Source organism: Gottfriedia sp. NPDC057948 (genome assembly GCF_042887255.1).
Lineage (GTDB): Bacteria > Bacillota > Bacilli > Bacillales > Bacillaceae_G > Gottfriedia.
Window position 1 is genome coordinate 46,983 of the sequence record NZ_JBHVPN010000017.1, and the last position, 14,756, is coordinate 61,738.

Consider the following 14,756-nt stretch of genomic DNA (forward strand, 5'->3'; position numbering starts at 1 on the left):
CTGTCAATTAAGGAGCTTATTAAACCAAAATAAATGTAAAGAAAGATAGAAGAATTGATGTAATGATTATGGAGATTAGAGGGCGTAATGATTTTGTACGTAATTCTTTTAGGTTAATATTTAATCCTAAGCCAGTCATTGACATTGTTAAGATAAATGATGTAAAAACAGCAATGTCTGACATGAAATTTTTAGATACTGGAACTTCTTTTCCAAGGACGTAACTCCCTACAAAACTCATAATTACAAATCCAACTAAAAACCATGGAAACTCCAATTTTGCTTCTCCATCTAATTTTCCTTTCTTCTTCATCCAGAATAAAAGGATAAAACAAACCGGAATTAATAGAAAGACACGAGAAAGTTTGGCAAGCAATGCATGAGCGAGAGCATCTTGACCTGCAGGAGCAGCTGCTAAAGCAACATGAGCAATCTCGTGAAGACTTATTCCAGCCCAAGCTCCATATTCAGTGGGACTAATCGGTAATAAAGGATAGATTAGAGTATAAATGATGGAAAATATTGTGCCGACTAATGCGATGATCCCGACGGCCATAGCTGTGTCTTCATCTTTAGATTTAATAATTGGAGATACTGCAGCGATTGCAGCGGCGCCACAAATGCCTGTTCCAATACTTAATAATAAGGACAGATTAAAGTCTGCTTTAAGCCATTTTGCTATAAGCAAAAGAACAACAATCGAAAATATAATTGTTCCAGCCCCTTTTAGTAATAAAGGCAAACCATCACTAAAAATGACAACTATGTTTAGTTTTAATCCGTACAGTATGATGGCAAATCTTAAAAATCTTTTTGAAGAAAATTGAATTCCTGCGCGCAATTTTTCAGGAAAACCCAAAAATTGTCTATATACTAAAGCAAGTAAAATGGCACAAGCAAGTGGTCCAATATGATCGAACCCTGGTAACTTTGCCAATAGAAAACCTAAAACAGCAATGATGAATGTAAAAGCCACTCCATAGATCATTGCTACATTTAACTGTTTAATAGGCTTTTTTTGTTGCTCTGGTTTTGTATTGATTATTGCTTTTTGTTCCATCGTGTTCATCTCCTAAGGGCGTTCTATATTATTATCGTATCGAATCATTTACTATAAGGAAAATAAATTATTATTATAGTTATGATAAGGAAATACGATAGATAGAAAATAGGGTAGAAATTGAACAAAGTTTTTTAGTATGAGCTTTGTTTTTTTATTTTGATTGAAATGTGATAAATAGCGAACAGAGTTTTTCAATTCGTAGAAAGCTGTTAAATTTGGTTTGAAAGAAAAATGGTAAGCAAATTCAACGAAGAATTGCTTACCATTTTAGTTTATAAACAAGATACACTTATAATGATCTTAATGAAGATAATCAAAAGTATTTTTTGCTAACAAGATAAAGGTTACTGTAATAAAAAGGATTCGAACGTAGCCACTTCCTTTTTTAATAGCGAATTTTGAACCACAAATTGCTCCTGCTATTTGTGCAAGTCCCATAGCTAGTCCATAGGCGTAATGAATTTGTCCCAAGTACATAAACATTAATAATGCAGCTATATTACTACCAAAATTTAAAAACTTTGCGTTGCCTGCAGCTTTTAAGAAATCAAACCCCATCATTAAAAAAGCAAATATTAGGAATGAACCAGTTCCAGGGCCTATGAATCCATCATAGAAACCAATCCCAAAAATTAAAAGCATAAACAGAATAATGTGAGTAACTGACAGCTTTTTATTGGTAGTCGTATCTCCCCAATCTTTCTTAAAAATAGTATATATTGCAACTGCTGCAAGCATAACGAGCATAAGAGGCTTAAGAACTGTAGGGTCAATTAAATGAACTGTCCAAGCTCCCAAGATGGAACCAATAAATGTGAGTGGGAATAACTTATAGACAGATTTCAAATCAAGCTTTCCAGAACGATAGAACATGATTGTGCTCGTTAAAGAGCCAATTGACCCAGCTAATTTGTTCGTTGCGACGGCAGCAGCTGGGGATAGACCAGTAAATAATAATACTGGCAAAGTAATTAGACCACCGCCTCCAACTACAGAATCAATAAATGCAGCTAAAAATCCAAATACAATTAAAGTTAATAATAACGACGGATCAATATGGAATATCATCAAATCTACCTTTCTTTTATTTACTAATTTGATAGTAGTTAAAATAGGAAACGAAGTAAATCATTAATTTAGTAATATAAGAATTATATTTATTTTTACACAATAAAATAGCAGTAACATTTTTTCCGTATAAGTTATTATAGGTGAGATTTTAATTTCAACTTGTGCCACTTTCTAAAATTTCGCATATATTGGTATGTGATAATTTAATGGAGAGGTGTATATGGATTGAATTACGAACAAAAAATTACAACTACAGAAATAGGACAAGCTAAAGAAAAATACTTTGAAAAAAACATCAATCGTTTAATGAAAGAGATTGTTACTAAGATCGAAATGAAGATGGCACTTGAAGAACTAAAAGTTAAACGTATTATCCGATTTGATGGTCTAGAAAATGATGAAGTTATTAGACAAGTACAAAATGATTTAACGAAAATATTAGAGGATTCAATTAAAGAAATACAACTAAAAATGAGTGAAATTGAGATTTATCTTAAATCATTAGAAGAAATAAAAGGCAATTCAATAAAAAAGGAAAGCGATTTTAATAAATAAAAAAGAGTGAGAAACACTAGGTTTCTTCACTCTATTTTTTTGCCTTTGTTTGTGTTTGATTCATCTCGGGAAATTGCTTATTTATTGTTAATGTTGATATTAATCGTAATTTTTTTATCGCAATGAGATAATGATTGACCATTTTGTACAGCACTTAATATTTTAGCAATTACATCTGTACAGCAATCACAATTCTTGTGTTTGCAGCGGTCACACTCATGGTCTTCGCAGCAATCACATTCGTGATCTTTACAGCAGTCACATTCATGATCTTCACAGCAGTCACATTCATGATCTTCACAGCAGTCACATTCATGGTCTTCGCAGCAGTCACATTTATGATCTTCACAGCAGTCACATTTATGATCTTCACAGCAGTCACATTCATGATCTTCACAGCAGTCACATTTGTGCTTGTCGGAATGTTTTCGAATTTTCTTATCTTTTTTGCAAGAACAATCAATATTAATATTCACCGTAATACTGCCATCACATTTCTTGTGTTCGCAACAATCACATTTCTTGTGGTCATGACAATCACATTTCTTGTGGTCATGACAATTGCATTTCTTGTGTTCATGACAATTGCATTTCTTGTGGTCATGACAATCGCATTTCTTGTGGTCATGACAATTGCATTTCTTGTGGTCATGACAATCACAATTCTTGTGATCACGACAATCGGATTTCATGTGTTCGCAGCAATTACAATTCTTGTGTTCATGACAATCGCATTTCTTGTGCTCGTGGCAATCACATTTCTTGTAATCACGACATTCGTATCTCTTGTGGTCACAGCAATCACAATTTTTGTGTTCATGACAATCGCATTTCTCATGTTCGCAACAACATTTGCATGGCGGACATGGAGGGCAAGGTCGACACGGAGGACAAGGCGGACATGGAGGACACGGAGGACAAGGCGGCTTAGGCGGTGGACTTGGCGGCTTAGGCGGTGGATTTGGTGGCTTCGGTGGTAGAAGTGGTTTTATTGGTGGGCAAGGAGGTTTAGGTTCGCATCTACATGGCTCACTGTCACAGTTACATTTCTTCATTATATATCACCCATTAAATTTGAATTATTCAGGTCTTCTAACTATCAATATGTTCGATGTGGATAGCTTGTCAGTGTTTTTGACTATACATTTTTTATTTTATTTAGATGAAAACTTGTTACAGATTTTAGCCTAAGAAATATGTTTTCTAAAATAGGAAAGGTAACTCCCGAAAAATAGGAGTTACCCTTATAGTTTTAGTTAAAGTGCATTCAATACTTCAGTTTAATTTTATCTTATTTTACTGTTTTGATCATCATACCTTTTACTACAATACCAAACTACTGTGAAATGACAGTATCACTTTGGTGTTAATACTATTGAATTGTTGCTGCTTATGTTTCATTTAAATATCACCCACTAAAATTATATTATTTTAGGTCTTCTAACTATCAATATGTTTTATTTGGGCAGCTCGTCAGAGTATTTGACTATATTTACCTTTTTTATTTAGATGAAAATATGTACGAGATTTTGGCCTAAAAAATATAAAATCTAAAATAGAAAAGGTAACTCTCAAATACAAGAGTTACCTTTAAAAAATTATAGTGAATTAACTTCCTCAGTTGAAATTACTTTCTTATTTGATTGTTTTTTATGCAACCATTGATAAATAATTGGTATTACTAAAAAGCTATTTAAAGTAGATGTAATCATCCCACCGATTACAACAATTCCTAATGTCTGTGAAATAACTGTATCACCTTGGTGTGAAAATGCTAGTGGTAATAGTGTTAAAATCGTTGTTGCTGCTGTAATTAAGATAGGTCTAATCCTTGAAAGACTACCAGAAATAACGGCTTCTTCAGTACTCATACCGTTTTTACGATTACGCTCAATCTTATCAACTAGTACGATACCATTTGTTACTACAATTCCAGTTAACATTAAGACACCGATTAGTGCTGCTAAATTCCACTCTCCACCTACTATTACTAAAGAGATAACAACACCACTTAATGCTAGTGGGATACTTAATAATACCGAAACTGGAGCTCTCCATCCCTTAAATAATGATGAAGTAATGACCATAACTAAAAGTATAGAGAAGGCTACGGCAATTGACATATCAAAAATCATTTCTTTAACTTGTTGAGTAATACCTCCCATCGAGTAACTTACTCCCTTAGGAAGAGCTTGTTTACTAATGGCGTCATCAACTTGTTTTGAAACTTTACTAATGTCATTCGAAGTTATTTGACCTGTAACGATTGAGTAAGGCTCTCCATTGCGTTCATTAATCGTTGAAGGTGCATTATCTTTCGTAATAGATGCAATTTGTTCAAGTTTGACGGTTTTATTACTACTTGTTAAGAATGTTTCATTTTTAAGCGAATTGATCACATCTTCTGGCGATGCATTTAATTGAACTTGAGTTTTTCCACTACTAATTTGATCAAGATACATATCAACTGGCAGACTTATATGGTTAACTACAAATGTAGCATCTTTAGATAGTGACATATAACGGTTAATTACTTTCGTTATATCCGCTAATTGAATTCCATTTTGTTCAATTGCTTGTTGGTTAAATGTAATTTTATATTTTGGAAGACCTGATGTTAAATCTACTTTTCCATCAACGCTTAGTCCATCAATTTTAACAAGTTTTGATCTCATTTGATCTGCAATTTTATCTAATGTAGCTTGATCAGAGCCAGTAAATATGACTTTCAATAAAGAGTCATCACCGGCAATACTTTGACTTGAAACAGTATAAGCTACATTTTTAGATAATTGTGGCAGTTGTTTTCCAAGTTCTTTTATGACTTGGTCTGAGTCTTTTTCGTTCTTTAAAGCAACAGAAATGTTAGCTACGTTAGGTTTTTGTAGGAAACCACCGCCTTGGTCAAATACATCATCACTTTGAGGCGTATTGGTTGATCCAAAATTAGATAGATAAGATTTTATTTTTGGATTATTTTTTAATTGATTTTCTACTTTTTGAACCTCGGAATCTACCTGCATTAATGTACTTCCTTGAGGTAATTCAAGTTTAATTGCCACTTGACCAGTTTTAGCACTTGGTAAGAATGAAACAGGTAAAAACGAACCAAATGCTACTGCGAAAATAAATAGTAAAGCTGAAATGAAAATTGTAAGTTTTTTCTTCTTTAATGATGATAATAAGATCGGTTTCATCATTGGTTCTAAAGAAACAGCATTTGTTTTCTTTGTATTATTTTTCCAACCCATTAGTGCAAGTGCTGGAATAACAAGAATTGCTACAAAGAACGATATAATTAAAGAGATAACAACAGACCATGCAAATCCGCTATATGAAGCACTAATAGCTCCACCTACAAAGGCAATTGGAATATAAACAGCAATTGTTGTAAGTGTTGATGCTAAAATCGCAGGAGTCATTTCATAAACTGCTGAACTTAATGAGTATAGTAATGATTTATCAGGATTTTGTTCTCTTTTACGGTACATATTATCAAGGATAACGATTGAATCATCAACAATACGACCCATTGCAACAATTAAACCTGAGACGGTTAAAATATTAAGTGTGATACCCATTGATTTTAGGATAGCTGTTGTTGCTAATAATGAAATTGGTAATGAAATTGCAATGACTAATGTTGATTTTACATTGCGGAAGAAGAAAAATACGCAAATCATTGAGAAAAGACATCCAAGTAAACCTTCACGAATTAAACCGTTTAATGAATCATTTAATTCTTTTTCACGATCTAATTGAGGTGTAAATTTAACAGAACCGTCTTTTACTTGTTGTAAGCTTTGAATTCTTTCCTTCACATTTTTTGCTACGTCGGTAATGTTTGCACTTTGAGTTTTAATAACATTTAATTGAACACTTGTTTTTCCATCTGTTCTTGCAATCGTTTTTACATCATTTAAGGCGTGAGTAACTGTTGCAAATGCTGAAAGTGGAATTTGATCACCATCTGAATTTTTGATTTTTACATCATTTAATTGTTTCTCATTTAAATTCCATCCATCAAATTTAACTGGAATAGACAATTGATTTTGTAAGATTGTTCCTTCAGGTAAAGATGGAACTGTTACAGCTAAGGCTTTATTTAAGTCATCTAAAGTAAGTTTATTTTTTGCTAGGTCCTTCGTTCTAACAGTTAGTACGTATCCGTCTTTTGCACCACCGAACACTGAAACATCGGATACGCCTGGTACTGTTTTAAGGTGTTGCACAATATCCATTTGAGTTATTGATTTTAAAGTATTATCATCTAATTTATCACTAGTCAAACTGTAAGTTAGGATTGGGAATGAACTAGTTGTAAGTCTAGTAACTAAAGGTTTAGATGTAATTGTCGGAGGAATGTCCGCATTTTCTAAAGCTTTATTTACATCAATTTCGGCTTGTTTCATATCTGTATTCATTGGAAAATACAGACTCATAAAAACTCCGCCATCATAAGAGCTAGTTTCAATATCTTGTAAACCTTCTGTTGTTCTTACAGCACTTTCAAGACTATTAGTAATATTTTGTTTTACTTGATCGGCCTGGTACATAGGTAGACGCATGCTTACAGTAAGAGTTGAATTGTTTATGCCTGGTAAATAATCGCGTTGCATTTGGTAAGCTGAGATAGCACCCCAAGTTACAATCATAACGACACAAACAATCATTAAAATTGCTCTTTGCATGGTCCCTTCTATAAATTTTTTCATCTTAAACCTCCTAAGATTTATATTTTAAATTGAAAATTATTTCATAAATCAAATCCTTGTCATTGTAAAATTCCTAACTGAAACTTTAATGAATAATCAATTAAAATTAGATTAAAATGAAAAAAATACGAATCAAAAGTTCTATAATGGCATTTATATAAGGAGCTTCTTAGAATACAATCAGTCTTAAAAATAGAATAGAGATACTAAAACTATTAATAGAAATAGGTGAGTTAAATGAAGAAAATCTTAATTATTGAGGATGAAATAAATATAGCTCGAGTTTTAAAATTAGAAATAGAATATGAGGGTTATGAAGTGTTAGTCGAACATAATGGAAAAGCTGGTTTAGAGTCGACTTTAAGCAATAATGTCGATCTAATTTTATTAGATGTTATGTTACCTGAATTGAGTGGAATCGAAGTTTTAAGAAGGATTAGAAAAACAAATCAATTTGTTCCAGTAATTTTATTAACTGCTAGAGATGCTACACATGATAAGATTATCGGACTTGATTATGGTGCTAATGATTATATTACAAAACCTTTTGAAATCGAAGAAGTCTTAGCAAGAATACGTTCGTGTCTACGATCAAGTAATCTAGTTCATGAATTTAAGAAAAGCGAAGACGAAAATCCCATTTTAACGATTGAGGATTTAGTTGTTAATTTAGAAGCTAGAGAAGTAAAGAGGGATGATAAAGTCATTTCATTAACACCAAAAGAGTATGATTTATTAGTTTATCTATTAACAAATCAAAATAAAATTGTGACTAGAGAAGGCATCATAACTACCGTCTGGGGTTATGAGTACGAAGGGGAAACAAATGTTGTTGATGTGTACATTAGACATTTAAGAAAGAAAATTGAAGAGGACTTTGACGTCCCTTTAATTCGAACTATACGAGGTGTGGGGTACACAATGAGGAAGGGTTAAGATGAAAATAACAACTAAAATAAATTTATTAATTACTTCATGGATTTTAATCATTCTAATTTTAATTAACGGGTTAGTTTTTTATTTGTTTATGAAAACAACTGTAAATATGGAAGAGCATGTTGTAAGTCAAAAGGCGCATGAAATTTTAAAAAAACATGAAATCCATAACTCATTGGTGATAAATGAAGAAGCATTATATCCATTTATGTCTAATCATTCCTATATTCGAATTATTAATTTAAACTCGAAAATAGTGACAGAAGTAAGTAATGATAAACTTTTGAATCGTATTAAACCTAAATTCACTAAGAAAGAAGAAACGAAGCTAATCCCTTTTAGTGAGCATCAAAATATAGTCGTACGCGTACCAATTTTACAGAACCAAAAAGTGATTGGAACGCTCGAAATTGGTGAGTTGTTAGTAGGACTTGAAGGTCGAAAAGATTTGTTATTAACAATAATGGCAATCGTTACTGGTGTCTCTGCAATTTTATCAATGATGGCTGGAAGATGGTTAACACGCATCATAATGAACCCAATTACTTCTATGATTACTACGATGGAAGATATTGAAAAAAGTGGGGTTCCAAAAAAGATTTTAATAAAAAATGAAACGAAAGATGAATTGCATAAAATGGCAAGCACGTTTAATCGAATGATCAGTAGGTTACAAGAAAACATCGAAAAGCAGAAACAGTTTGTTTCAGATGCTTCTCATGAGTTAAAAACTCCGATTACTGTCATTAGTAGCTTTGCTAACTTATTAAGAAGACGTGGTTTGAAAAATGAGGAAATGGCGACGGAAGCAATAGAAACGATTTATTCGGAAGCCAACCGTATGCAAGATTTAACAAAAACGCTATTAACTTTGGCCGAGTCGGAACGTTTAAAGAATATCGAAATGAATCCAGTAGATCTAGTTGCTTTATGTAATTCGACTTTAGTACAACTTCAAAATGTATATAAACGAGAAATTTCTTTACACGCACAAAAACAGAAAATATTAATCAAAGGTAATGAACTTAAAATTAAACAAGTAATTATTATCTTCTTAGATAATGCTATAAAGTACAGTTCAGACAAAATTGAGGTAAGCATTAGTTGTAGTAGTGAATCAGCTATTCTTTCAATAAAAGATTACGGAATTGGGATTCGAGAGGAAGAATTAGAAAATATTTTTGAACGATTTTATCGAGTTGATAAAGCGCGTAGCCGTGAAACTAGTGGAGGCACTGGACTTGGTCTTTCAATTGCAAAAAATATAATTAGCTTGCATAATGGGAAAATTAATATTAAAAGTGTTGAAAATATAGGAACGGAAGTAGAGGTAGTATTTCCACTAGATGAATTTAAGTGAAAATAATCAGTACATGAGTATTGAAGATTGAGGTTTTAATATGAACGAAATCATCCATTTATTAAATGAATATGGTTATATAATCCTATTTTTATCATTAATGTTGGAATTGATTATAGTTCCTATTCCGAATGAAGCATTAATGAGTTATGTAGGTGTTTTATGTTTTCATGGGAAAATGAATATTGTTTTGTCCATTATTTTTGCTGGCCTTGGAGGAATTGTTGGAGTAACAATCTCCTATTGGTTAGGATATAAACTTGGTACACCTTTTTTTCGTAAATTTGGACGCTATATCCATATGGGTCCTGAAAAGATCGAAAAGATGTCAAAATGGTATGAAAAATATGGGAAGGTATTATTGCTTGTATCTTTCTTTATTCCAGGGATTAGACATTTCGCAAGCATCATATCCGGAATCATAAAATTACCGTATCGATCCTTTGCTATCTTTTCCTATATTGGTGTATTTCTTTGGGTTGGAACCTTTATATGGTTAGGTCAAATCATGGGACCAAAATGGGATATCTATCAAGTAGAAATTAAAAAGTGGTTAGTATTAGGTAGTATATTATTAGGTATTATAGTACTCACCTTCTTTGTTGTTAAAGCAAATAAGGAAATAATTAAAGAGTCATTACTATTAATTTTTGAATCAAGTTTCAAGAGATTTAAAAGTTTCATGAAATTAAAGTTGATCATCCTAACGTGTTTAATTTTTTTCGTTACGTTCATTATCTTAATGATCGGGTTAATTCAGGACAAAATTAGTAATGAATTTGATAAATTCAATTCCGTATTCAAGACCATTGTTTTTAATTTATTTAATCAAAATTGGCATGGGAGTATGAACTTTATTTATTCATTATCGACATGGAAGGTTTTATTGGCAGTCTCACTTGCTACCATTCTTGTCATATTAATAAACAACAAAAATAAATGGCTAGAATTGCTCTTTTTTATCGCTAGTTTAGCTGGAATTCTTATTCTATCCATTGGGATTCCTTGGATCTTCAACTTTATGCTAGGTAGTAATGTAAGTAAAAACTTTCCAAATGAAAAATCTATGTTGATTTTGACAGTATTAGGTTACTTCATTATTATGTTAGTTCGGCATAACAAAGCTTATTTACTTAATATCGTAATGTTCTTCTGTTTTATTTTTGTTGTTCTACTATTTTCTATAAGCAGCGTCTATTTGCACCACTTATTACCTAGTGACATTGCTGCTGGGTTTGTATTCAGCTCAGTTTGGTTAAGTGGAATCATATTCTCACTGGAGTTATTTCGATTTGTCTCGCTGTTGAAAGAGAATATACGTGAGGAAAAATTGTTAAAAAAGCAAGTCGAGTGACTGTAGTCTTCCTTTATTACGATTTTAGGAGGTAATGGATTATGAGAGGTAAGAATGTGTGGATATTAAGTCTGGTCAGCTTTTTTACAGACATGGGTACTTACATGGTAACACCGTTAATCCCAATTATTCTTTCAGCCTCAGGTCCTTTCATAATCGGTGTTATTGATGGCTTATCCGAAAGTCTGGCTAGTGTATTAAAGTTATATTCTGGTAAGCGTTCAGATCGACTGAAGAACAGAAAAAGCTTGGCGATTCTAGGATATGGGTTATCAGGTATAGGAAGGCTTGTTCTAATTTTTTCAAGTTCATGGATCGGAGTTTTCATTTGGAAGCTAGTTGATCGAACAGGAAAGGGCATTCGTACAGCCCCAAGAGACGCTATAATATCAGAATCTGGTGGGAAAAATAAGCAAGGTAGAGTTTTCGGTATTCATCAAATGATGGATATGTTAGGAGCTGCTTTAGGAATAGGAACAGCTATTGTTATTTTGCAAGCGGTAGGAAATAAAAACATTAAGGATGTGTTTTTATATTCATTGGTTCCGATAACAATCGGTTGGATTATTTTATTTAGTGTAAAGGAAAGAATAAATAGACCAATTGAGCAACCTTATAAGCCATCAAGAAAGTTAGATTTTAAATGGGAGCTTTTAGATTCCAATATAAAGAAACTATTATTAATTGTACTATTGTTTACAATTGTAAATTCATCCAATTCTTTTTTGTTATTAAGAGCAGCAAATCTTGGATTCTCGAATCAAAGTGTATTATTGATGTATTTAGTATTTCATTTAACAGCTTCTTCCTTTTCTTATATTTCAGGTGCTTTTTCCGATAAATATGGACGTAGAGGAATACTAACGGCTGGGTATGCTTTATATGGAATCGTTTATATCGGTTTTGCAGAAGCTCACTCAGCCACTGGTTTAGTCATTCTTTTTATTCTATACGGACTTTATTCAGCTTTAACAAAAGGGGTTGAAAAAGCACTTGTCGTAGAATTAGCGAGACCTGATGAGAGGGGAACGGCACTCGGTTTCTATGCGATGGTTTCTGGAATTGGTTTTTTTCCAGCTTCGTTGCTAACAGGTTGGTTATGGCAACAATTTGGAGCTAATACTTCATTTTATATTAATGGAGTGATTGCATTATTTACTGCTTTATTGTTAATGAGAGTGTTGAAGAGAATTTAAGAAGTTACTTAAAAAACTAAATAGACTATTAGTATAAAAAACAGAAAAACCAACATGAAAAGTTTTTCTGTTTTTTTTATGGGAAATTAATGATGAGCAAGCCATTCCAACTCAATCTTTAAAAGATTTATAAACTTTTCATATAAATTAGATGAGAATGAGCTATTTGAACGGATCCATCCAATCGGTACCGTCAAAGGTTCTACATCAATTAAAGGAATTGAAACAGTTTGTCCATTTAAAATGGACGCTTCATTTTTTAGGGAAATACATGTATCAAATGTGATTGCTAAGTCTTCAATAACTGCACCCCTTATAACCTCTAAATTATCAGTTACAAATAATACATTCATTGGAAAATCTTTTAAATACTCGGTTAAAGAATTTAGATAGTCATCATTATAAAGTACAAAGCTTTCATCTTTTAAATCGTTAATTGTTACCGAATTTTTTAAAGCTAAATGAGAGGACTTACTAGTGCAAATATGAATAGGGCTCCTTAGTAAAACTTCTGCCCGAACTTTTTTTAGATCATTCATTAAATAATCTCGAAATTGAATGAAACCAAAATCATACTTTTGTTTTATGACACCCTCTACAATCTCTTTTGACCCTTTTTCTACTACGTTTAGAGAGACATTTGGATGATTTTTTTTTAGTTTAGAAAAGGTTTTTAAGATAGTAGCCATATGTCCAGGGATTGTAGCGATCTTTAATACCTCGCTAGGTTCATTTTGGAGACTCACAGATTGTTCTATTAATTTTTGATAATTTTGTAACAGTTCTTTTATTGTTTCAATTAATTGCTTTCCTTCAAATGTAAGATTTGTTCCTTGTCGATCGCGATTGAAAATTTTAACTCCTAATTCATCTTCAACACTTGAGATTGCCTGACTAATTGCTGATTGTGTGACATGTAAATTTTGAGAAGCTATTGAGATAGAATTTGTTAGAGAAACTTCATAAATGTATTTAAGCCTTTCAATATGCATTGTGCCACAACTTTCTAAGTTAAGAATTTTTAATAACAGATTATAAAAAACACTAAATATATTTTATAATAGTCTACCATTATAATTAACTCATTAATCTGTAAAAAGAATGATTGGAGGCAATTTATGAATTATATTGAAATTTATTTGTTAGCTACTATTGATTACGATATCGACTTAAATAAATAGAAAGTAAGATATTTCAAACATACGAATTGATCCCAGTTCTGAAAGAAAAACTAGGTGGGAAAAAATGGTAGTCGGGAAAATAATTAAGTTTTACCGTGAGAAAAGCGGATTTAGTCAAGAAATGTTATGTGAGGGGATTTGTTCTAAATCATACTTAAGTAGATTTGAAAGTGGAAAAGTTACATTTACTTCTGAAATAATCGCTTTATTTTCTGAACGATTAGGGATTGATTTGAACGAAAAGTTAGAATCATATAATCGAATTGGAAAACATTTGAATGAATTAAACTTAGCCATTATAAAGCAAAGATCCAAATGTATTGAAGACAACTTTAACCAACTTAAGAATATACCTTTTATTATGTCAACAAAATATGCAGTGGAGTATTCATTATTGTTGGCGAGATTTTATCTTTATAAGAAAATGTTTAAAAAAGCTAAACAAACAATCGAAAGAATTGAAAAAGAATTTGTTCACCTTAATGAATACGAAAAGAATTTTCTTCTGCATGTGAAAGGAATCTATTTTATTAGCATTTATAGAACCACTGTATGTGAAGATATGAGAGATGCTGTTAGAGTATTGAATCAAATAAATAATGGAGTGTATAAAAATGAAGAATATTATTACCATCTAGCTCTCGCTTATTATTTCGCAGGCTCTAAATTATTAGCATTTATGTATGCAAGAAAATCTCTAAAATATTTTAATTCGAACCATAACTATGTTCAGGCATTAAATGCGCAATCACTTTTATTATTTCAATATGATAATGAACAGGACATGCCTTTTGAAGAATTGATCGAAAAATATCAAAGTTTAATTCGGAGCTGTGATCGTGTAGGTGCGCAAATACAAAAAGGGATTCTATTAAATAATTTAGGTGTTAAATATTTTAAAAGAAGAGATTTTGAAGTAGCCTCTAAATGCTTCGAACAATCCTTACATATAACAGAAAACAAGTCAATCTATTATTTGAGACGTTATTATAATTATATCGAAGCGTGTTTAGAAGGGAACTTACTTGAAAAGACGGAACTTTTAAAGTTGATCAATTTAGGAAGTAAACTAGCTGAAAAATACGAAAGTTCAATTCATCGGACATTATTTATGCTCTTAAAGCTAAACTGTGAACGTAATCAAAAAGAATATTATAAATTTTTGAGCGAAGTAGCAATACCCCAATTTAAATCAACAAATAATATTTCTTATTATGAACAGTATGGAAAAAAATTATATTCATATTATATTCAATCCAACCAGTTTGAAAATGCAATTGAATTAGAACTTCAATTCAACCCATTATAGTAAACCATGAACACAG

General features: G+C 31.8%; 14 protein-coding genes. 7 read left to right on the forward strand and 7 right to left on the reverse strand.

The window, feature by feature from the left end; genetic code table 11:
• Positions 1-19: 19 nt before the first annotated feature.
• Both ACFVRR_RS19795 and ACFVRR_RS19800 read right to left on the reverse strand, forming a co-directional pair.
• Positions 20-1,060: a YeiH family protein gene (locus tag ACFVRR_RS19795; protein WP_387331990.1), complete on the reverse strand. Its 1,041-nt coding sequence runs from the start codon at positions 1,058-1,060 to the stop codon at positions 20-22.
• A 303-nt stretch (positions 1,061-1,363) separates the two neighbouring features.
• Positions 1,364-2,131: a TSUP family transporter gene (locus ACFVRR_RS19800; RefSeq protein ID WP_387331992.1), complete on the reverse strand. Its 768-nt coding sequence runs from the start codon at positions 2,129-2,131 to the stop codon at positions 1,364-1,366.
• Between the two features lie 228 nt (positions 2,132-2,359).
• On the opposite strand from ACFVRR_RS19800, the gene ACFVRR_RS19805 reads away from it, so the two are divergent.
• On the forward strand, positions 2,360-2,689 hold the full coding sequence (locus tag ACFVRR_RS19805; RefSeq protein WP_387331994.1) for a hypothetical protein: 330 nt from the start codon (positions 2,360-2,362) through the stop codon (positions 2,687-2,689).
• Positions 2,690-2,858: 169 nt separating this feature from the next.
• Here ACFVRR_RS19805 and ACFVRR_RS19810 read toward each other — a convergent pair whose 3' ends face one another.
• Genes ACFVRR_RS19810 through ACFVRR_RS19820 form a run of 3 tightly spaced genes read right to left on the reverse strand, consistent with a single transcriptional unit; the run spans position 2,859 to position 3,527 of the window.
• Positions 2,859-3,152 (reverse strand): hypothetical protein, encoded by a 294-nt coding sequence (locus ACFVRR_RS19810; RefSeq protein ID WP_387331996.1) that lies wholly within the window; start codon positions 3,150-3,152, stop codon positions 2,859-2,861.
• A 9-nt stretch (positions 3,153-3,161) separates the two neighbouring features.
• Positions 3,162-3,341, reverse strand: coding sequence for a hypothetical protein (locus ACFVRR_RS19815; protein ID WP_387331998.1), 180 nt, complete (start codon positions 3,339-3,341; stop codon positions 3,162-3,164).
• A 36-nt stretch (positions 3,342-3,377) separates the two neighbouring features.
• Positions 3,378-3,527 (reverse strand): hypothetical protein, encoded by a 150-nt coding sequence (locus ACFVRR_RS19820; protein WP_387332000.1) that lies wholly within the window; start codon positions 3,525-3,527, stop codon positions 3,378-3,380.
• 14 nt (positions 3,528-3,541) lie between these two features.
• On the opposite strand from ACFVRR_RS19820, the gene ACFVRR_RS19825 reads away from it, so the two are divergent.
• Complete coding sequence (locus ACFVRR_RS19825; RefSeq protein WP_387332002.1) at positions 3,542-3,880, forward strand: hypothetical protein; 339 nt, start codon at positions 3,542-3,544, stop codon at positions 3,878-3,880.
• Positions 3,881-4,287: 407 nt separating this feature from the next.
• On the opposite strand, the gene ACFVRR_RS19830 is transcribed toward ACFVRR_RS19825, so the two are convergent.
• The gene (locus ACFVRR_RS19830) at positions 4,288-7,404 is read right to left on the reverse strand and encodes an efflux RND transporter permease subunit (RefSeq protein ID WP_387332004.1); all 3,117 of its coding nucleotides are present in this window, start codon (positions 7,402-7,404) and stop codon (positions 4,288-4,290) included.
• A 237-nt stretch (positions 7,405-7,641) separates the two neighbouring features.
• On the opposite strand from ACFVRR_RS19830, the gene ACFVRR_RS19835 reads away from it, so the two are divergent.
• The 4 genes from ACFVRR_RS19835 to ACFVRR_RS19850 are packed head-to-tail and all read left to right on the forward strand — an operon-like array spanning position 7,642 to position 12,250.
• Positions 7,642-8,340 (forward strand): response regulator transcription factor, encoded by a 699-nt coding sequence (locus ACFVRR_RS19835; RefSeq protein ID WP_387332006.1) that lies wholly within the window; start codon positions 7,642-7,644, stop codon positions 8,338-8,340.
• Between the two features lies 1 nt (position 8,341).
• Positions 8,342-9,700: a sensor histidine kinase gene (locus ACFVRR_RS19840; protein ID WP_387332008.1), complete on the forward strand. Its 1,359-nt coding sequence runs from the start codon at positions 8,342-8,344 to the stop codon at positions 9,698-9,700.
• A gap of 40 nt (positions 9,701-9,740) precedes the next feature.
• Entirely contained in the window at positions 9,741-11,054 is a 1,314-nt protein-coding gene (locus ACFVRR_RS19845) for a VTT domain-containing protein (RefSeq protein ID WP_387332010.1), read from the forward strand.
• Positions 11,055-11,095: 41 nt separating this feature from the next.
• Complete coding sequence (locus tag ACFVRR_RS19850; RefSeq protein WP_387332012.1) at positions 11,096-12,250, forward strand: MFS transporter; 1,155 nt, start codon at positions 11,096-11,098, stop codon at positions 12,248-12,250.
• Positions 12,251-12,336: 86 nt separating this feature from the next.
• On the opposite strand, the gene ACFVRR_RS19855 is transcribed toward ACFVRR_RS19850, so the two are convergent.
• Positions 12,337-13,242, reverse strand: a complete 906-nt coding sequence (locus tag ACFVRR_RS19855; RefSeq protein ID WP_387332014.1) for a LysR family transcriptional regulator — start codon at positions 13,240-13,242, stop codon at positions 12,337-12,339.
• Positions 13,243-13,495: 253 nt separating this feature from the next.
• Between ACFVRR_RS19855 and ACFVRR_RS19860 the strand changes: the two genes are divergently transcribed.
• Positions 13,496-14,740: a helix-turn-helix domain-containing protein gene (locus ACFVRR_RS19860; RefSeq protein WP_387332016.1), complete on the forward strand. Its 1,245-nt coding sequence runs from the start codon at positions 13,496-13,498 to the stop codon at positions 14,738-14,740.
• The last annotated feature ends 16 nt before the right edge of the window (positions 14,741-14,756 follow it).